At 73.5% G+C, this 16,856-nt stretch carries 19 protein-coding genes; 12 read left to right on the top strand and 7 right to left on the bottom strand.

The features are described 5' to 3' along the window. Positions 1-6: 6 nt before the first annotated feature. The 4 genes from EAH89_RS03625 to EAH89_RS03610 all read left to right on the top strand — a co-directional run bounded on the left by EAH89_RS03625 (position 7) and on the right by EAH89_RS03610 (position 2,781). Positions 7-591, top strand: coding sequence for an LOG family protein (locus tag EAH89_RS03625; protein WP_140881399.1), 585 nt, complete (start codon positions 7-9; stop codon positions 589-591). A gap of 11 nt (positions 592-602) precedes the next feature. Then, positions 603-1,532, top strand: a complete 930-nt coding sequence (locus EAH89_RS03620) for a bifunctional riboflavin kinase/FAD synthetase (protein WP_140881398.1) — start codon at positions 603-605, stop codon at positions 1,530-1,532. 216 nt (positions 1,533-1,748) lie between these two features. Next, positions 1,749-2,066, top strand: a complete 318-nt coding sequence (locus EAH89_RS03615) for an HU family DNA-binding protein (RefSeq protein ID WP_140881397.1) — start codon at positions 1,749-1,751, stop codon at positions 2,064-2,066. A 13-nt stretch (positions 2,067-2,079) separates the two neighbouring features. Continuing rightward, the gene (locus EAH89_RS03610; RefSeq protein WP_140881396.1) at positions 2,080-2,781 is read left to right on the top strand and encodes a DUF2161 domain-containing phosphodiesterase; all 702 of its coding nucleotides are present in this window, start codon (positions 2,080-2,082) and stop codon (positions 2,779-2,781) included. Here the strand turns inward: EAH89_RS03610 and EAH89_RS03605 are convergent. The 4 genes from EAH89_RS03605 to EAH89_RS03590 all read right to left on the bottom strand — a co-directional run bounded on the left by EAH89_RS03605 (position 2,778) and on the right by EAH89_RS03590 (position 6,534). Next, a complete protein-coding gene (locus tag EAH89_RS03605) occupies positions 2,778-3,701 on the bottom strand; it encodes a Gfo/Idh/MocA family protein (protein ID WP_140881395.1) in 924 nt (307 codons plus the stop codon). The genes EAH89_RS03610 and EAH89_RS03605 overlap by 4 nt on opposite strands. Then, positions 3,698-4,954 carry a family 1 glycosylhydrolase gene (locus tag EAH89_RS03600; protein WP_140881394.1) on the bottom strand — a complete coding sequence of 419 codons (1,257 nt, stop codon included), beginning with the start codon at positions 4,952-4,954 and terminating at the stop codon, positions 3,698-3,700. Before EAH89_RS03600 ends, EAH89_RS03605 begins: the two co-directional genes overlap by 4 nt. A gap of 75 nt (positions 4,955-5,029) precedes the next feature. After that, positions 5,030-5,662, bottom strand: coding sequence for an isochorismatase family protein (locus EAH89_RS03595; RefSeq protein WP_140881393.1), 633 nt, complete (start codon positions 5,660-5,662; stop codon positions 5,030-5,032). After that, positions 5,662-6,534, bottom strand: a complete 873-nt coding sequence (locus EAH89_RS03590; protein WP_140881392.1) for an isocitrate lyase/PEP mutase family protein — start codon at positions 6,532-6,534, stop codon at positions 5,662-5,664. Before EAH89_RS03590 ends, EAH89_RS03595 begins: the two co-directional genes overlap by 1 nt. 351 nt (positions 6,535-6,885) lie before the next feature. Between EAH89_RS03590 and EAH89_RS03585 the strand changes: the two genes are divergently transcribed. Further along, positions 6,886-8,076 carry an FAD-dependent oxidoreductase gene (locus EAH89_RS03585; RefSeq protein WP_140881391.1) on the top strand — a complete coding sequence of 397 codons (1,191 nt, stop codon included), beginning with the start codon at positions 6,886-6,888 and terminating at the stop codon, positions 8,074-8,076. A gap of 32 nt (positions 8,077-8,108) precedes the next feature. On the opposite strand, the gene EAH89_RS03580 is transcribed toward EAH89_RS03585, so the two are convergent. After that, complete coding sequence (locus tag EAH89_RS03580; protein ID WP_140881390.1) at positions 8,109-9,110, bottom strand: Bug family tripartite tricarboxylate transporter substrate binding protein; 1,002 nt, start codon at positions 9,108-9,110, stop codon at positions 8,109-8,111. Positions 9,111-9,223: 113 nt separating this feature from the next. On the opposite strand from EAH89_RS03580, the gene EAH89_RS03575 reads away from it, so the two are divergent. From EAH89_RS03575 to EAH89_RS03565, 3 genes are all read left to right on the top strand, one after another. Continuing rightward, positions 9,224-9,967 carry a maleate cis-trans isomerase family protein gene (locus EAH89_RS03575; RefSeq protein ID WP_140881389.1) on the top strand — a complete coding sequence of 248 codons (744 nt, stop codon included), beginning with the start codon at positions 9,224-9,226 and terminating at the stop codon, positions 9,965-9,967. A 1-nt stretch (position 9,968) separates the two neighbouring features. Beyond that, positions 9,969-10,643, top strand: a complete 675-nt coding sequence (locus EAH89_RS03570) for a GntR family transcriptional regulator (protein ID WP_140881388.1) — start codon at positions 9,969-9,971, stop codon at positions 10,641-10,643. Between the two features lie 237 nt (positions 10,644-10,880). Beyond that, the gene (locus EAH89_RS03565; protein ID WP_140881387.1) at positions 10,881-11,261 is read left to right on the top strand and encodes a response regulator; all 381 of its coding nucleotides are present in this window, start codon (positions 10,881-10,883) and stop codon (positions 11,259-11,261) included. A 16-nt stretch (positions 11,262-11,277) separates the two neighbouring features. Here EAH89_RS03565 and EAH89_RS03560 read toward each other — a convergent pair whose 3' ends face one another. Both EAH89_RS03560 and EAH89_RS03555 read right to left on the bottom strand, forming a co-directional pair. Further along, the gene (locus EAH89_RS03560) at positions 11,278-13,221 is read right to left on the bottom strand and encodes a PAS domain-containing sensor histidine kinase (RefSeq protein ID WP_140881386.1); all 1,944 of its coding nucleotides are present in this window, start codon (positions 13,219-13,221) and stop codon (positions 11,278-11,280) included. Positions 13,222-13,311: 90 nt separating this feature from the next. Further along, on the bottom strand, positions 13,312-14,064 hold the full coding sequence (locus EAH89_RS03555) for a Crp/Fnr family transcriptional regulator (RefSeq protein WP_140881385.1): 753 nt from the start codon (positions 14,062-14,064) through the stop codon (positions 13,312-13,314). Positions 14,065-14,170: 106 nt separating this feature from the next. Between EAH89_RS03555 and EAH89_RS03550 the strand changes: the two genes are divergently transcribed. The 4 genes from EAH89_RS03550 to EAH89_RS03535 all read left to right on the top strand — a co-directional run bounded on the left by EAH89_RS03550 (position 14,171) and on the right by EAH89_RS03535 (position 16,829). Beyond that, positions 14,171-14,641, top strand: coding sequence for a response regulator (locus EAH89_RS03550; protein WP_241666842.1), 471 nt, complete (start codon positions 14,171-14,173; stop codon positions 14,639-14,641). A 64-nt stretch (positions 14,642-14,705) separates the two neighbouring features. Then, a complete protein-coding gene (locus EAH89_RS03545; RefSeq protein WP_161993467.1) occupies positions 14,706-15,029 on the top strand; it encodes a manganese catalase family protein in 324 nt (107 codons plus the stop codon). 511 nt (positions 15,030-15,540) lie between these two features. Continuing rightward, on the top strand, positions 15,541-16,035 hold the full coding sequence (locus EAH89_RS03540; RefSeq protein ID WP_140881383.1) for a hypothetical protein: 495 nt from the start codon (positions 15,541-15,543) through the stop codon (positions 16,033-16,035). Then, positions 16,032-16,829, top strand: a complete 798-nt coding sequence (locus tag EAH89_RS03535) for a DUF2243 domain-containing protein (RefSeq protein WP_206667437.1) — start codon at positions 16,032-16,034, stop codon at positions 16,827-16,829. The genes EAH89_RS03540 and EAH89_RS03535 overlap by 4 nt, the downstream gene beginning before the upstream one ends. Positions 16,830-16,856 lie beyond the last annotated feature (27 nt).

The raw sequence follows: 16,856 nt of genomic DNA, 5'->3' as shown, positions 1-16,856 counted from the left end.
ACTGAGATGAAGAAGGTCTGCGTCTTCTGCGGCGCGAACCCGGGCACCGACCCCGCCCACGCGGAGGGCGCCCGGGCCCTCGGCCACGCCATCGCCGCCCGCGGCCTCGGCCTCGTCTACGGCGGCGGCAAGGTCGGCCTCATGGGCATCGTCGCCGACGCCGCGCTGGAGGGCGGCGCCGAGGTGGACGGGGTGATCCCCGAGCACCTGATGCAGCGCGAGCTCGGCCACGGCTCCGTCACCCGGCTGCACGTCGTGGGCTCGATGCACGAGCGCAAGGCGATGATGGCCGCCCTGTCGGACGGCTTCGTGGTGCTGCCCGGCGGCTTCGGCACGCTGGAGGAGGCCTTCGAGGTCCTCACCTGGTCCCAGCTCGGCCTGCACCGCAAGGGCACGGTCTTTCTCGACGTGAAGGGCTACTGGAGCCGGCTGAACGCCATGCTCGACTCCATGGCCGAGGAGGGCTTCGTGAAGCCGGACCACCGCGCCCTCGCCCTCACGGCCGGCAGCCCCGAGCAGGCGCTCGACATGCTCGCCGACTTCCGCCCGCCGGAGGTCACGCGCTGGATCGAGCGCGTGGCCCAGGCCTGAACCGGCCGGGCATGACCTGCCAGGTCTGGACCGGCTGGCACGGCCTGCCCGCGGCGGCCCGCGGCGGCACGGTCGCCCTCGGCAACCTCGACGGCGTGCATCGCGGCCACCGCGCCGTGCTCGCCGCCGCCCACTCGGCCCGACCGGACCTGCCGCTCGCCGCCCTCACCTTCGAGCCGCACCCGCGCGAACACTTCCGCCCGCAGGACCCGCCCTTCCGCCTGACGCTCCTGCCCGCCAAGGCCGCGGCGCTGGCGGCGGCCGGCTGCGCCCACGTGCACGCCGTGCCCTTCGACGCGGCGCTCGCGGGAATGGAGGCGGAGGCCTTCTGCGACACCGTGCTGCACGAGGCCCTTGGCGCCCGCCACCTCGCCTGCGGCGCGGACTTCGCCTTCGGCCACCGGCGCGGCGGGGACGTCGCCTTCCTCGCGCGCTGGGCGGAGCGGCGCGGCATCGGCCTCACCGTCGTGCCCCCGGTCTCGGACGCCGCCGGCCCGATCAGCAGCACGCGGATCCGCCGCGCGCTGCAGGACGGCTACCCCGACCGCGCCGCCGCCCTCCTCGGGCGCGACTGGGAGGTGCGGGGCGAGGTCTTCCACGGCGACCGCCTGGGCCGCGAGCTCGGCTGGCCCACGGCCAATGTCTGGCTCGGCCGCCACCTTGAGCCCGCGCGCGGCGTCTACGCCGTCGTCGCCGTGCTGGCCGACGGGTCGCTCGTGCCGGGCGTCGCCAATGTCGGCCGCCGCCCCACCCTCGGCGGCGACCCCGAGACCCGGCTGGAGACGCATCTCTTCGACTGGTTCGGCGACCTCTACGGGCAGGAGATCGGCATCCGCCTGCACCGCTTCCTCCGCGAGGACGCGACCTTCGACGGGCTGGACGCGCTGAAGGCCGCGATCGCGAGCGACGCCGCGCGGGCGCGGGCCGTGCTCGGCGCCTGAGCCGTCCGCGCCGGCGCGTCTCCGGCCGCGAGCCGCCGCCCGCGCGGTGAACCATCATCCCATCCCGCGCCGCGCGCCCGTGCCGCACGCGCGGCGCGATGCCGCCGGGCGGCACGGAATCCGGCGATGCGCCTTCACAAACGGGGGCGGAGAACCCTAAGACCACGGCGCGACGGCGGCCCTGCCGCCCGGCCTGCAACAAGGACGATCCATACCGTGTCGAAGAAGTTCCTCACCGACGTCATCCAGAACTCCGCCGAGATGACCGGCGCCGCCGCCGGCCGCCTGGCCGCGGACATCATCGCCGCCATCAAGACGGAGATCGTCGAGAACGGTCGCTTCTCCCTTCCCGACTTCGGCTCCTTCACGGTGCGCGAGACGCCCAAGCGCACGGCGCTGAACCCGCGCACCGGCGAGAAGGTCGCGGTGAAGGCCGGCGCCACCGTCCGCTTCAAGGCGAGCCCCTCGCTGAAGCTCGCCGCCTTCGCCGGCGCGAAGAAGGCCAAGCGCAAGGCCGCCAAGACCAAGGCCTGAGCGCCTTCCCGCCATGGCCCGTCGCCGTCGCCGCGCGGCGCCGCCCCGGGGCGCGCCGGCGGCGGCGCACGAGACGACGCTCTACGCCGCGGTGAAGGCGCATCTCGAGGGCCTCGGCTACGAGGCGAAGGGTGAGGTCTGCGGCTGCGACATCGTCGCCGTCCGCCCGGGCGAGCCGCCCTTCCTCGTCGTCACCGAGATGAAGATGGGCTTCACGCTCGAGCTTCTTCTCCAGGGCGTGGACCGGATGGCGGCGGCGGACGAGGTCTGGCTCGCCGTGCGCGCCACAACGCGCGGGCGCGACCAGGACTCGCGCGTCCGCCGGCTCTGCCGCCTGCTCGGCTTCGGCCTCCTCGCCGTCGACCCGTCCCGCGGCGGCGTGGAGGTCCTGGCCGAGCCCGCCCCCTACCGGCCGCGCGGCAACCCGCGCCGCCGCGCGCTCCTGCTGCGCGAGCACGCCCGCCGCCGCGGCGACCCGAACAAGGGTGGCGCGACGCGCACGCCGATCATGACGGCCTACCGCCAGAGGGCCCTTGCCTGCGCCGAGGCCATGCGGGACGGCCCGCGCCGCCCCCGCGACCTCGCGCCCGAGGTGCCGGAGGCCGGCGCCATCCTTCTCCGCAACGTCTACGGCTGGTTCGATCGGGTGGAGCGCGGCCTCTACCGCCTGAACCCCGCCGGCGAGGCCGCCCTCCTCGCCCGGGAACCCGCCTAGAGCGCCTCGCCCCCGTGCTCGACCGCGGCGACGGCGAGCGCGTCCTCGATGATGCGCATCTCCCGCAGGCTCACCGCCGACCGGCCCGCCGCGATCGCGGCCCGGAAGGCGCAGTAGAGCCCGTCATACTCGAGGTTCGGGCCCTCCGGCACGACCACCGCGCCGTCCTGCAGCAGCGTGCGCACGCCGCGGATGAGCAGCGTCCCGAAGGCGCCGTTCAGGGTGACGTTCCACACGTCCTCCCCGCCGCGCCGCCACTCGAAGGCGGCGTCCCCCGCGCCGCCCTCCCAGGCGAGGCGCATCTCGACGAGGGCGGGCGTCGCGGCGCCCGGGGGCAGGCGGAGCCGCGCGCGCTCCACCCGGAACTCCGCGGCGGGCATGACGTGGCAGAGGACCGAGAGCGCGTTGATGCCGGGATCGAAGACCCCGAAGCCGCCGGGCTGCCAGGGCCAGGCCTGCCCGCCGTGCCAGCGCTCGAAGTCCTCGCGCCACTCGATGGTGATGCTCTCGGGCGGCGGGTGGCCTTCCAGGATCTCCCGCGCGCGCTCCACCGCCGCGTTGTGCTGCGCGTGGAAGGAGGTGACGAGCACCCGCCCCTTCTCCGCCGCGAGGCGCTGCAGCTCGACGACCTCGCCGAGCGTCGTCGCCGGCGGCTTCTCGAGCATGACGTGCCGCCCCGCGAGGAGCGCGTCGCGCGCCACCGCGAAATGCGTGCCCGTCGGCGAGGCGACCGACACGGCCTCCACCGCCGGCTCCGCCGCCAGCATCGCCTGATGGTCCGTGTAGTGGCGGCCCTCGAAGCCGGGGACCGTGGCCCGGGGATCGACGGTCGCGACCAGCTCGAAGCCGGTGTCGCCCGCGAGCGCCCGGGCGTGCTGGCTGCGCGCGATGGCGCCGCAGCCGACAAGCGCGATCTTCATGACATCACCTCCTGCGTCAGCGGCAGCAGCGGGAGCTGAAGGCAGAGGCTCCGCGCGGGCAGCACGTCCCGCCACTGCTCGATCAGCCGCTGGTAGGCGCGCCCCACCTGCCTCGGCTGCCGGTCCATGTCGTAGAGCCCCACCGCGTTCACCCGCCCGTTGTCCTCGCGCAGCGCCGTGTCCCAGTCCACCTGGTCGACCAGCGAGAACCAAGTGAAGCCGAGCACCGGCACCGGCGTCTCCCACAGCAGGAGGAGGTTCGCCCACTGCTTCCACAGCCAGTTCTCCGCGCTGCCGTGAAGATCGTCCACCAGGTTGGTCTCGGTGTGCATCAGCGGCAGGTGGTAGCGGGCGTAGTACTGCTGGATGATGGTCGCGTAGCCGTAGACGTCGCCCGAAGCGCGCGTGCTGCAGTCCTCCATCACCAGGTGCTCGTTGGTGACGTAGTAGTCGGTGCCGAGCACGCAGTGGCGCTTGAGGTCGGTGCTCTGGAAAGCCCCGTACTCCTCCCGCGTCATGCCGTTGTCGAGCAGGTACTCGTACATCGGCGCCTCCACGGGGTGCCCGTAGTTGAGGTCGAGCGAGAGGAAGCGCTCGGAGTTCCGCCGGCGCGCCTCCGCCCAGGCGCGCGGGGAGGCCGCGTGGTACTGCTCGGCGGATTCGCTCTGGATGAAGATCGCGTCCGGCCGCTGCCGCAGGATGGCGCGCATGGCCATGCGGTTCGCGCCGACGAGGTGCTTCATCGCCGTCACGAAGCCGCGCTCGCTGCTCAGGCGCTCGTTCCACCAGCCGTAGCGGCCCGAGAAGAGAGCGCAGACATACATCTCGTTCACGGGGGTGTAGAGCTGCACCCAGGGAAAGCGCCCGGCGAAGGCCGCGGCGTAGTCGGCGAAGAGGCGCGGGAAGTCGGGGTTCTGGAAGTCGCCGATCCAGTCGGGCACGCCGAAGTGGCAGAGATCCACGATGGGGTAGGTGCCCTGCCGGCGCAGCGCCGCCATCGTCTCGTCGGCGAAGTCCCAGTCGTAGCGCCCCTCCCCCAGCCAAGTGGTGGGTAGCGGCGGGCCGTAGCGCAGCGCGTTGCAGCCGGTCTCCCGCACGAGGGCGAAGTCCTCCCGCCAGCGCTGCAGGTGCCCGCTGGCGGCCATCTGGTCCACCCGCCGGTCTCCGACCCGGGGGTTGCTATTCTCGATGCCGGTCGCGAAGAGGAACAGCGGCGCGGCGGCCGGCAGCGGGTCGCGGAAGGTGTCTGGCATGGTCGCTCCTCGTCACGAAGAGCGCGGGCGGACCCGGAAGGGTTGCGGGACCCTTCCGGTTCCGAAAGGCGCTCCTCAGGCCGGGGCGTTGCCCGTCACGGCCCGGCGCAGCTCCTCGAGCGACATCAGGTCCGCGTATTTCTGGCCCATGTCGAAGAGGTTCGCCTCGTGCGGGCCGATGGCGCGGTCGCCCACGCAGTCGGTGACGACCACCGGCCGCATGTTGTTCGCGGAGGCGTCGATCACGCTCGCCCGCACGCAGCCGCTGGTGGTGCAGCCCGCGACGAGCAGCGTGTCGATCCGCCGGAAGGAGAGCCAGGCCCCGAGGTCGGTGCCGAAGAAAGCGCTCGCGTGCCGCTTGCGGAACACCGTCTCGCCCTTCACGGGCGCCACCTCGGGCACGATCTGGGAGAGCGGGCTCGTCTCGGTCAGCGTCAGCAGCGCCGGCACCTTCATGGCGAAGGCGCCGCCGTCCGAGCCGTCGTCCGCGTAGACGACGCGCGTGTGCGCGACCGGCCAGCCCCGCGCGCGCGCGAGGGCGAGAAGCTCCACCGTGCGCCCGATCGCCTCCCCGATGTTGCCGCCGCCGAAATGCGCGGGATCGGTGAAGCCGTGCACGAAGTCGATCACCAGCACGGCCGGCGCCTGGCCGAGGCCGAGCGGCGTTGCAAAGCCCTGCTGGCGGTAGATGTCGAGCTCGCCCTCCATCACCCCTCCTCGCGCGCCCAGCGGCGCTCGAACTCCCAGACCTCCGGGAACTGCATGAGCTCGTTCATGCGGCCGAAGCCGTAGTCGTCGCCGGCGGGCCGGTCGTTGCTGTCGCCGTGGTCGCGCAGGTGCGTGTAGACCCGCTCGAAGGCCGCGGCCGCCGCCAGGAAGCCGATCGCGGGGAAGATCGCGATGTCGTAGCCGATCGCCTTCAGCCGCTCCGCCGGCAGGATCGGCGTGCGGCCGCCCTCGACGTTGTTGGCCAGCAGCGGCGCGTCGATCTCCTGGCCGATCCGCTTCATCTCGTCCTCGCTCTCGGGGCTCTCGATGAAGACGATGTCGGCGCCGGCGCGGCGGTAGAGCTTGCCGCGCTCGATCGCCTCGTCGAGGCCGAGGCCCGTGCGCGCGTCGGTGCGGGCGATGATAAGGAAGTTCGGGTCGCGCCGCGCCTCGGCCGCCACCTCGATCTTGAGCGCCATGTCGCGGGCGGCGATCACGCGGCGGCCCGGCGTGTGCCCGCACTTCTTCGGCACCTCCTGGTCCTCGATCTGGATCGCGGTGACGCCGGCGCCCTCGTAGCCCATGACGGTGTGGCGCACGTTCAGCAGCCCGCCATAGCCCGTGTCGGCGTCCGCGATGACCGGCGTGCGGCAGCCCTGGGCGAAGCGCCCCATGCGCGAGACCATGTCGGAATAGGTGGCGACCCCCGCGTCGGCGATGCCGAGGTGGGAGGCCACGGTGCCGTAGCCGGTGGCGTAGAGCGCCGTGAAGCCCAGCCCGTCCGCCACGCGCGCCGAGATCATGTCGAAGATGCCGGGCGCGACGACGAAGCGCCCCGCGTCGAGCGCGGCCTTGAGCGACGGATCAGCCATGGATGTCTCCTTCCCGGGGACCAGCCCCTCTAGCGCATTCGCCCCTGGCGCCGCTCGGGGACGGCAGGGGCCGTGGACGCGCGGGGAGGTTGTCCCCGGCCAGAGAGGGCCTGGAAAGCCCTTCCGGCCCTTCGGCACGTGATTGTGCACAATAGCGGGAAGTGGCCAATCTTAAATCGGGCAGACGGGGCAATTCTCTTGCCCTCCTCGGCGCGGTTGTACACAGTCGGCGATCCCATTCCAGGGAAACCAGGGGGCCGATGCCCCTGGCACGCCGCGCAAAGGGGGCCGCGCCATGACAACGGACAGAGCAACCGGCCGGCCCCGCCGCCACGCCCGGGGTGGCGCGGCATGAACCGGGTCCTCGTCGCCGGCGCCGGCCCAGTCGGCCTGGTGGCCGCCGCCTGCCTGGCCGAGGCCGGCATCCCCGTCCTCGTCGTGGAGGCCGAGCGCGACCTGCCGGACGGGCTGCGCGCCTCGACCTTCCACCCGCCCACGCTCGACATGCTCGACCGCTTCGGCGCCTCCGCGCCGCTGATCGAGCAGGGCCTGATCTGCCGCCACTGGCAGTACCGCGACCGGCACGCGGGGCCCGTCGCCACCTTCGACATGGCCCTTCTCGCCGGCGAGACGGACCACCCCTACCGCCTGCAATGCGAGCAGTGGCGCCTCACCCGCCTGCTGCGCGACCGCCTCCTCGCGAACCCGGACGTGAGCTTCCTCTACGACGCCCGCGCCGTTTCGGCCGCGCAGGACGCCGACGGCGTGCGGCTGGTGGTGGAGCGCGAGGACGGCAGCCAGGAGACGCTGGAGGGCGCCTACCTCATCGGCGCGGACGGCGCCCGCAGCGCAATCCGCAAGTCGCTCGACGTCGACTTCGGCGGGCAGACCATCCCGGAGCTCTACCTCACGCTCTCGACGACCTTCCCCTTCCACGAGGCCATCCCCGGCCTCTCGAACATCGCCTACATCTCGGACCCGGAGGAGTGGTTCGTGCTGCTCCGCACCGCGAGCCTCTGGCGCCTGCTCCTGCCGACCGATCCGTCGGAGCCAGAGGAGGTGATGCTGTCGGAGGATCGCATCCAGGAGCGCATGCAGCGGGTCCTGCCCCACGCAGGCCGCTTCGAGGTGCGCCACCGCACGGCCTACCGCGTGCACGAGCGCGTGGCGGAGCGCTACGCCGTTGGCCGCATCCTGCTGGCGGGCGACGCCGCGCACGTGAACAACCCGCTCGGCGGCATGGGCATGAACGGCGGCATCCACGACGCCTTCAACCTCGCGGACAAGCTCGTGGAGGTGCTGCGCGGCGCCGATCCGGCGCTGCTCGGCCGCTACGAGCGCCAGCGGCGCAAGGTCGCGCTCGACGTCGTGCAGCAGCAGGCGCTGCGCAACCGGGCGACGCTCAACCAGCGCGACCCCGCCGTGCGCCAGGCCGCCCTCGACGATCTCCGCCGGACGGCCGAGGACCCGGTGCGCCACAAGGAATACCTCATGCGGACCTCGATGATCCGCTCCCTCCGGGAGCTGGACGCCGTCGCCTGATGCGGCGGCGCCCGGCGCGGCCCCTGCCTGCGCTACTCCGCGGTCGCGCCCGTCGCCTCGACGACGGGGCGCCACTTCGCGCTCTCCTCGGCCATCCAGCGCCCGAACTCCTCCCGCGTCGTCGGGCGGGGGATGGAGCCGAGGTCGATGATGCGCTGGCGCAGGTCGGGCTCGCCCAGCGCCGCCACCGTCTCGCGGTTCAGCCGGTCGAGCACCGGCTCCGGCACGCCGGCGGGCGCGACGATACCGAACCAGCCCATGGAGGTGATGTCCACGCCGGCCTCGCGCAGCGTCGGCACCTCCGGGAAGGCGGCCTGCCGCTCCGTGCCCGTCACCGCCAGCGGGCGCATGCGGCCGCTGCGCGCCATCTCGGCCACGGCGGAGACGGACTGGAACAGCACCTGCACCCGCCCCTCGATCATGTCCGAGTTGAGCTGGCCGGAGTTGTTGTAGGGGACGTGCTGCATCTGCAGCCCGTTGGCGAGCGCGAACTGCGCGCCAGCGAGGTGCTGCGACGATCCCGCGCCGACGGAGCCGTAGTTCAGCTCCCGCGGGTGAGCCTTCGCGTAGGCGATGAACTCCGCGACGTCGCGCACCGGCAGGGAGGGCGAGACGACCATCAGGTTCGGCGTCAGCGCGATGAGCGAGACCGGCACCACGTCCTTCTCGGGGTCGAAGGGCAGGGACTTGTAGAGCCAGCGGTTCACCGCGTTGGACGCGATGGAGGCGAGGCCGATCGTGTAGCCGTCCGGCGCGCTGCGCGCGATCGCGGCCATGCCGATGTTCGTCCCCGCGCCGGGCCGGTTCTCCACCACCACGGACTGGCCGAGCCGCGCCGTCAGCCGCTCGCACAGCAGCCGCGAGAGCACGTCGCCCGCGCCGCCCGCCGGGCCGGTCGCGATGAAGCGGATCGTGCGCGACGGCCAGCCGTCCTGGGCGCGCGCGCCCCCCGGCACCACGGCGCCCGGGAGCGCGAGCGCGCCGGCCGCGGCCAGCAGGTTGCGGCGGCGGGGAAGGGGAAGCGTGCGGGCCATGGCGGTCGTCCTTCAGGGCAGGGTTGGTTGATGCCGCGCGATCAATGCAGGGATCGCGCCACGCCGCCAGCCCGATGACCATCACCACGACATCATCAAAGGAGAATCCTGGAATGCCAGACATCCTCGGCTACCGCGCCAAGTTCGGCGTGCTCGGCCCCTCCACCAACACGGTCGTGCAGCCCGACTTCGACATGATGCGCCCGCCCGGCGTCACCGCGCATTACAGCCGCATCTTCACGCCCAACGCCCAGGCCGTCAGCAACGAGAGCTTCGCCGCCGGCGCGCAGCGGATCGCGGAGGGCGTGATCGACGCTGTGCGCAGCGTCATGACCTGCGCGCCCGACTACCTCGTCATGGGCATGTCCGCCGTCACCTTCTTCGGCGGCAAGGCCGGCGCCCTCGCCTTCCGCGACGGCGTGGAGCGCGAGGCCGGCGTCAGCCTGAGCTGCGGCAGCCTCGCCAGCACCGCGGCGCTGCAGCGCTACGGCGCGCGCCGCATCGCCTTTCTCTCGCCCTACTTCCCCGTCGCCAACGCGGAGGTCCGGAACTACTTCGAGGAGGAGGGCTTCGAGGTCGTGCGCGACCTCTGCCTGCAATGCCCCTCCTGGACCGCCATCGCCGAGGTCCCGCCGGACGTGCTGCGCGAGCGCCTGCGTGAGCTCGACGGGCCGGATGTCGACGCCATCGTGCAGGTCGGCACCAACCTCTCCATGGTGCGTCTCGCGGCTGCGGCGGAGATGTGGCTCGGCAAGCCCGTCATCGCCATCAACACCGCGACCTGGTGGCACGCGCTGCGCGCCAACGGCATCGAGGACCGCCTCGAGGGCTTCGGCCGCCTGCTGTCGGATTTCTAGGATGCCCAACGCGGCGGAGCGCGCCTATCTCGGCATCCGCGCCCGCATCCTCGACGGCGCCTTCCCGCCGGGCGCGCCGCTCCGCGAGGAGGTGCTGGCGGCCGAGATCGGCGTCAGCCGCACGCCCATCCGCGACGCGCTGCGCCGCCTGCTCGCGGACGGGCTGGTCGAGAGCGCGCGCAACCAGGGCAGCTTCGTCGCGGCTCTCGGCCCCGAGGAGATCCGGGAGGTCTTCGAACTCCGCATCCTTCTTGAGGGCCACGCCGCCCGGAAGGCCGCCCCGCGCATCACCGCGGAGGAGGTCGCCGAGATGGAGCGCCTCGCCGAGGCGATGGAGGCCATCGGCGAGCCCGACGAGGCGGCCCTCGCCCGCTTCGCCGAGCTCAACACCCGCTTCCACCTCGTCCTCACCCGCGCCGCGCGCTCGCCCCGGTTGGAGGCGATGCTGCTGCGCATGTGCCAGGCGCCGCTCGTCCTCCTGAAGCGCTACCGGCTGAACGAGACCGTGGGCATCGGGCGCTCCAACCGGCAGCACCGCGAGATCATCGCGGCGCTGCGCGCGGGCAACGCCGAATGGGCCGCCCTCGCCGTCGGCGCCCACCTCGTCTCGACCGTGCCGGACTTCGCGGACACCGCCCCCGCCCGCGAGGCCCCGGGCGGCGCGGCAAGGGGCTGAGGAAGGGCACCGGGCGAGCCCACCGGCGCGACGCAGCCGCCGTCCGGTCCTCGGCATCGTGCTGACCGCTGGGTCGCCATCCGGCGCCCCCGGCACCGTCGCCGCGCCCGACGCCGCCTGCCGCGCGATGGAACTTCCCTCCGGCCCGCGCGTCATTGCGCTGGGCGCCCGGCGGCCGCCGATGGCCGTGCCGCGCGACACCGGAAGGAAAGCAGAGATGCCGCGGGCGGCCCCGCCATGACGAACGGCGCGCCGCCGCCGATCCTTGCCGGGCGCCGCGTCCTCGTCGTCGAGGACCAGTACCTCCTCGCCGACGACATGCGCCTGCTCATCGAGCGCCTCGGCGGGGAGGTCCTCGGGCCCTTCTCGACCGTGCCCGGCGCCCTCGCCGCCCTGGGGCGGGAGAGGCCGGACCTCGCGCTCCTTGACGTGAACCTCGACGGCGAGGAGGTCTACACCGTCGCCGAGGCGCTGCAGGCGGCCGGCATCCCCTTCGTCTTCACCACCGGCTACGACCCCGGCAGCCTCGATCCCCGCTTCGGCGCGGCCCCGCACCTCGAGAAGCCGATCGCCACGCCCGCCCTCCTCGCCGCGCTCGGGAAGCTCGGGCTGGGCTGATCGCGGGAGGCGCCCCTCAGGCCGGCCGCGGCGCGAGGCCGAGCTCGCGCAGCGTCTCCTCCTTGACCACGCGCTCCGTGAGGGGGAGCGAGATCGTGCAGCGCAGGCCGTCGGGCGCGAGGTGGTGCTCCACCTCGGCGCTCAGCTCGTAGGGCAGCGTGCGGTCGAAGAGCTCCGTGCCGAAGCCGCGGCGCTCGCTCTCCCGGACGGGTTCCGTCACGCCGCTCTCCCGCCAGTCGAAGAGAAGGCGCGGCGCCTCCGAAAGGTCGGTCCGCCACTCCACCTCGACCCGCCCCTGCGGCGTCGAGAGCGCGCCGAACTTGACCGCGTTCGTCGCCAGCTCGTGGATCGCCAGCGCCATCGTCTCCGCCGCCTTCGGCCGCAGCGCGACCGCCGGCCCGCCGATGCGCACCTGCTTGCCCTCGCGCGCGGAGTAGGCGAGCAGCTCGTCGGCGACGAGCTGGGCGAGGTCGATCCCGCGCTCCGGGTTGCGCGTCACCGCCGCCTGCACGCGCGAGAAGGCGTCGATCCGGCCGTCGAGGTGCATGGCGAGGTCGTCGAGGCTCTCGCTCGCCAGCACCGTCCGCCGGATGATCGAGCGGATGACGCTCAGCGTGTTGCGCACGCGGTGCTGCAGCTCGGCCAGCAGCAGGCGCTGGTGCTGCGCCATCCGCCGCAGCTCGTCCACCTCGGTCGAGGCGCCGAGCCACTCGAGCACCGCGCCGCGCTCGTCGCGCACCGGCGTCGCGCGCGTCTGGAACCAGCGGTACTCCCCGTCCTCGGCGTGGAGGATGCGGAAGTCGACGCGGAACTCGCCGGCCGTGCGGGACTTGCGCCAAGCCGCGACGGCGGCCTCGCGGTCCTCGGGGTGCACCGTGTCGAGCCAGCCGTAGCCCCGCGCCTCCGCCTCCGGCTGCCCGGTGTAGGTCGTCCATTGCGGGCTGCACCAGGTCCACTCGCCGCTGTCCAGCGCGCGCCAGACGAGCTCGGGAATGCCCTCGACGAGGGAGCGCAGCCGCCGCCGCCCCTCGCGCGCCTCGGCCTCGGCCCGCGCCCGCTCGGCCGCGTCCCAGATCCGCTCCGCCACCTCGCGCACCAGCTGGCGCTCGTGCTCGGGCCAGGGCCGCGGCCCCGGGCCGGCGGCGCGGAACCAGGCGACCAGCCGGCCCGCGGCGTGGAGCGGCACGGCCGCCCCGGCCGGCGCGCCGTTCCCCTCGAAGAACACGTCGCCCTCCCCGCGCAGCGCCGCGGCGGCGGCCGCATCGATCTCGCCGAGGCGGAGCGGGCGGTCCGTCCAGGGGGGCACGCCCGCCCCGTCGGGCGCACCGGCCTCCTCCTCGCCGGGCCCGAGAAGGTTGTAGCCGGCCGAGGCGAGGCCGAGGTGGCGGCGCAGCGCCTCGGCCCCCGTGGCGCGGATGGCGTCCGGCTCCGCCAGGGGCCGCAGCCGGTCGGCGAGGTCCAGCAGGAAGGCGCCCCGCGCCTCCTCCGCCCGCCCCGGCCACACGGTCTCGACCATCGTGGCGAAGACCCCGGCCACGGCGCCGCTGGCGTCGCGCAGGGGGTTGCAGGAGAGGGCGAAGCGCCTCTCGCCCGAAGGACCGCCGAGGTCCCCGCGCGAGACGGTCTCGCCGTGCTGCAGGACGCCCTCCACGAGGGGCCGCGGCACCGGCCAGTCCTCCGGCCAGGCGTCGCCGAGGGGCCGGCCGAACACCGCCGGGTGCCGCCCGTCCACGAGGGGGATCGCCGCGTCGTTGTAAACCTGGGCCAGCTCGCGCCCCCAGGCGACGAAGCAGGGGAAGGCGGAGGAGAGGCAGATCTCGACGGCCGTGCGGAGCGGCTGCGGCCAGTGGCAGGTCTCGCCCAGCGGCGTGCCGGCCCAGGCCCCGCGCCGGAGCATCGCGCCGGTCTCGCCCCCGCCGACCGGCCAGTCGCCGGCGGCGTCGTTCCCCGCGACCGTCATCGCCGCCCCGTCGCGGCGATGGGCCGGCCGCGGCCCACCCCGCCGGCGCTGCCCCGCGGCGCCGGCACCGGCCCGGCCACGGAGGGGAACTCACTCGTTCGCATCGAAATGCCGTCCCTCAGCGTCGAGGTGTAGGTAGTTGGGGTTGAACTGCGCCGCGTCCTGGAGCGCCGACAGATCGGGGATCGTGAGCGTCCGTCCCTTCAGAACGATCAGCCCCGACGATCGTAACTCCTGCAACGTCCGGTTGACGTGCACGACCGAGAGACCCATCGCGTCCGCCAGGCCCGCCTGGGTCAGCGGCAGGTCGCAGGAGTGGCCGTCCGTCTGCCCCACGGCCTGGAGGCGAAGGAAGATCTCGCACATGAGGTGCGCCATCCGCTCGAGCGCGTCGCGCTGGCCGAGGCTGACGACCCATTCACGCTGGATCGCCGCGTTGACGAGCGTGTCCCACCAGAAGGCCTGCGTGATCCGCGGGTGCTTCAGCGTGATCTCGTCCACGCGGCGTCGCGGAATCTGCGCGAAGGTAACGGGCGTGAGGGAACCGATGGAGTGGTCCATCTGGCGCAGGATGAAGACGTGGCTGTCGCAGAGGTCGCCCGGCAGGAAGAACGAGATGATCTGCCGCCGGCCGTCCTCGAGGTGCTTGTAGCGGCAGGCCCAGCCCGAGAGGATGAGGTTCAGCGATTGCGGCCGGTCCCCTTCGCGGATGATGTCGGCCCGGGCGCCGATCTGCCGGACGCCTTCGCACGCCGCGAGGTTGAGAGCGTGCTTGTCTTCCGGCGAGAGCTTCGTGAACTGCTCGAGCTTGAGAATCAATGGATTAGGATGCAAGGGGTCCATCACCGCTCCGGCCACGACACCCGGCCAAGGGAAGCCTTAGGTCTATCAAACTATCACAGTCTTAACGTATGTGGTTCGCTCTCCGCGTGATGGGTGGGATCGGCCGGTGACCAAGAGAGACAACCTACCGGAGGAGCAGGCGGCGATGGCGGCGATGAAGCCGGGCCTGGCCGGGACAATCGGACCGGAGTTGCACCCCGGAACACCGGCGGAGGGCCTGTCCGGCCTTCGCATCCTCGTCGTGGAGGACGAGTTCTTCATCGCCGACGACTTGGCCGACGCTCTCCGCGCGCAGGGCGTGGAAGTGGTCGGCCCCGTGTCGACGCTCCGCGCCGCGCTCGACGTCGTCGGCACCGGCGCACCGCTCGACTTCGCCGTCGTCGACGTGAACCTCGACGGCGACGCGGCCTTCGCGGTGGGCGACGCCCTTATCGCCCGCGACGTCCCGTTCATGTTCGCCACCGGCTACGAGCGGGACTTCCTCCCCGTTCGCTTCCAGAGCGTGCCCTACTGGGAGAAGCCCTTCGATCCCCTCGCCCTCGCGCGCGCGCTCGGCGGCCTCGCCAGCCAGGCCTGACCGCCCGCGGCGCGGCCGGCGCCGCGCTGACGGCACGAGCCTGCGCCGCATCCTCTCGACGGGCTTGGGCGCCACGCCCGAGATCCGCGACGGCGTGCCCGTCAACGCGAACCACGTCGACGCCCGCGGCACCTCGCGGCCGAAGCGCGTGCTGGCGACGCGGCTCTGCACCCTGACCGATGACCGCGGCATGAGGGACATGCTCTCCCTCCTCATCGCGCGCGGCACGACGCGCCCGCAGCCATGGCTTACCGCCGTCGAGGAGCCAGGCGGATTGGAGAAGCGGTTGCCCGTCCCGGACAGCTTCCCGCAGGCGCCGGAAAAGCACGAGTTCGCCAAGGCCTTCTTCCTGCACGGCGTGGACGGCGCCGTGCCCGAGCGCCGCTAGAGGCGCGGTCCTCACACTTGGCGGTAAGGGAGACTACGAGGCGATGATCTCCAAGCCGCTCGGCCAAGTGCCCGAGCTTGCCTTGGCCCGCCCGGACAGCGGCGCGCGGGCGGAGCAGGCCACCACCCAACCGCCCACGGTCGCGAGGATCAGACGACTGGATCGGGAGGAGGGCCGTAAGGCGGGCCGGCGAGGCAGGCGGGTGCCTCAAGCCGGCCCTAGGCCGTCGGCGCTTGGAGGAGCACGCGACGGCCTGAGAAGCTTATAGCCGAACGGCGCGAGGAACGCGAATCCCCTCCGAGCCGGCGCGCCGTCGGCCCTCCACCACCCCGAACGATCACAGCTCGGGGAGGTGGCGTCCCCCGGATATGCAGCCTGTCGCAGGTTAACAACGTTCTGTTCGACCGAACGCAGCATGGGGTCCCGGCCCGTCGCCGGACGATCGATGGGAGTTCAAGGCCATCCGCCCGCTTGCCAACCCGATGCCCCGCCACCCGCCGAGCGTCCGGCCGTGAACGAGCCCGCCCTCGGGAGCGCCGCCCCACCGCCCGCCTGGACCTCGTCGATCGCGGTCCACCACGCGGACGACGCCACTGCCGATCCCCGTGCCGCCCTCACGCGAGGCCTGCGCGCCGCGCACGCGACCGGCCTGGCGTTGGCCGAGGCCGCGGAGGGCTGGATCCTTGCCGCGGAGGCCGATGACCTGGCCGAGGCCTTCGCCACCCTCCAACGGGACGCGGAGGAGGCGGTTCACCGCGTCGAGTACATCCTCGCCGGGCTTCGGAAGGGTGCGCGCGGCGGCACCTCCTGGATCGGGCCCGCCGCGGCGCCTGCCGCAGCCATGGCCGCCACCCTCGAGCGCGTGGCGCAGGAGACGCTCCGGCTGGAGAGCCTCGCCCACGACCTCGCGGAGTACCAAGCGGCGCGGCTGCTCCGCATGTCGGCCGAGGAGTACCAGGCTAGCGCCCGCCGCCTCGCCGCCCTGAGCAGCGAGGAAGCGCCGTGAGGCCCGTCCCCACCCCCGGCCGGGACGCGCCGGGCACGGGGCTCGCGGCCGGGGTGCTCGGCTTCGCGCTGGGCGGCTTCTTCGACGGGATCATGCTCCACCAGGTGCTGCAGTGGCACCACTTCCTCTCCCTCGTGCCCGGGGAGGCGCTGCGCGACATCCGCGCGCAGATCCTCGCCGACGGCCTCTTCCACGTCGCCGTCTACCTCATCGCGGCGGTCGGCCTCTGGCTGCTCTGGCGGGCGCGGCGCGGCGTCGCCGGGCGCTCGGGCGCGCGGCTGCTCGGCGCGGTGCTGCTCGGCTTCGGCGTTTGGCAGGTGGTGGACGTGGCCGTCTTCCACTGGCTGGCCGGCATCCACCGCATCCGGGTGGACGTGCCCAACCCGCTAGCCTGGGACATCGGCTGGCTGGCGGTCGTCGGCCTGCCGCCCCTCGCCCTCGGTTTCCTGCTGCGGCGGCGGCCCGAGGGACCGCCGGGGGGCGGCGCCGGCACGGCGGTCGCGGCGGGCCTCGCCGCGCTCACCCTCGTCTCGGGGCCGGTGGCCGCGCTCTCGCCGGCGGGCAGCACGACGGTGCTCGTGCTCTTCCGGGAAGGCCTCGCCCCGGACCAGGCCTTCGCCGCCGCCATCGCCGCCGGCGGCCGCGTGGCCTGGAGCGACCCCTCCGGCGGCCTGCTCGCGGTCGACCTGCGCGACGGCGGCTCGGTGCTGGCGCTCTACCGGGGCGGCGCCCTGCTCGTCGGCAGCTCCGCCATCAGCGGCGGCTGCCTCGCCTGGACGCAGCGGCCCGCCTGAGGGGAACCGGCCCCGAAGGGCCGCGTT

This window comes from Muricoccus nepalensis, assembly GCF_006438825.1.
In the GTDB taxonomy this organism is placed as follows: Bacteria; Pseudomonadota; Alphaproteobacteria; order Acetobacterales; family Acetobacteraceae; genus Roseomonas; species Roseomonas nepalensis.
Note: the sequence above shows the minus strand (reverse complement) of the source record. Positions and strands in the feature narration are given on the sequence as shown.

Coding starts and splice junctions, on each gene's coding strand:
- EAH89_RS03625 (WP_140881399.1), top strand. CDS start 7: ATGAAGAAGGTCTGCGTCTTCTGCGGCGCGAACCCGGGCACCGACCCC.
- EAH89_RS03620 (WP_140881398.1), top strand. CDS start 603: ATGACCTGCCAGGTCTGGACCGGCTGGCACGGCCTGCCCGCGGCGGCC.
- EAH89_RS03610 (WP_140881396.1), top strand. CDS start 2,080: ATGGCCCGTCGCCGTCGCCGCGCGGCGCCGCCCCGGGGCGCGCCGGCG.
- EAH89_RS03605 (WP_140881395.1), bottom strand. CDS start 3,701: ATGAAGATCGCGCTTGTCGGCTGCGGCGCCATCGCGCGCAGCCAGCAC.
- EAH89_RS03600 (WP_140881394.1), bottom strand. CDS start 4,954: ATGCCAGACACCTTCCGCGACCCGCTGCCGGCCGCCGCGCCGCTGTTC.
- EAH89_RS03595 (WP_140881393.1), bottom strand. CDS start 5,662: ATGGAGGGCGAGCTCGACATCTACCGCCAGCAGGGCTTTGCAACGCCG.
- EAH89_RS03590 (WP_140881392.1), bottom strand. CDS start 6,534: ATGGCTGATCCGTCGCTCAAGGCCGCGCTCGACGCGGGGCGCTTCGTC.
- EAH89_RS03585 (WP_140881391.1), top strand. CDS start 6,886: ATGAACCGGGTCCTCGTCGCCGGCGCCGGCCCAGTCGGCCTGGTGGCC.
- EAH89_RS03580 (WP_140881390.1), bottom strand. CDS start 9,110: ATGGCCCGCACGCTTCCCCTTCCCCGCCGCCGCAACCTGCTGGCCGCG.
- EAH89_RS03575 (WP_140881389.1), top strand. CDS start 9,224: ATGCCAGACATCCTCGGCTACCGCGCCAAGTTCGGCGTGCTCGGCCCC.
- EAH89_RS03570 (WP_140881388.1), top strand. CDS start 9,969: ATGCCCAACGCGGCGGAGCGCGCCTATCTCGGCATCCGCGCCCGCATC.
- EAH89_RS03565 (WP_140881387.1), top strand. CDS start 10,881: ATGACGAACGGCGCGCCGCCGCCGATCCTTGCCGGGCGCCGCGTCCTC.
- EAH89_RS03560 (WP_140881386.1), bottom strand. CDS start 13,221: ATGACGGTCGCGGGGAACGACGCCGCCGGCGACTGGCCGGTCGGCGGG.
- EAH89_RS03555 (WP_140881385.1), bottom strand. CDS start 14,064: ATGGACCCCTTGCATCCTAATCCATTGATTCTCAAGCTCGAGCAGTTC.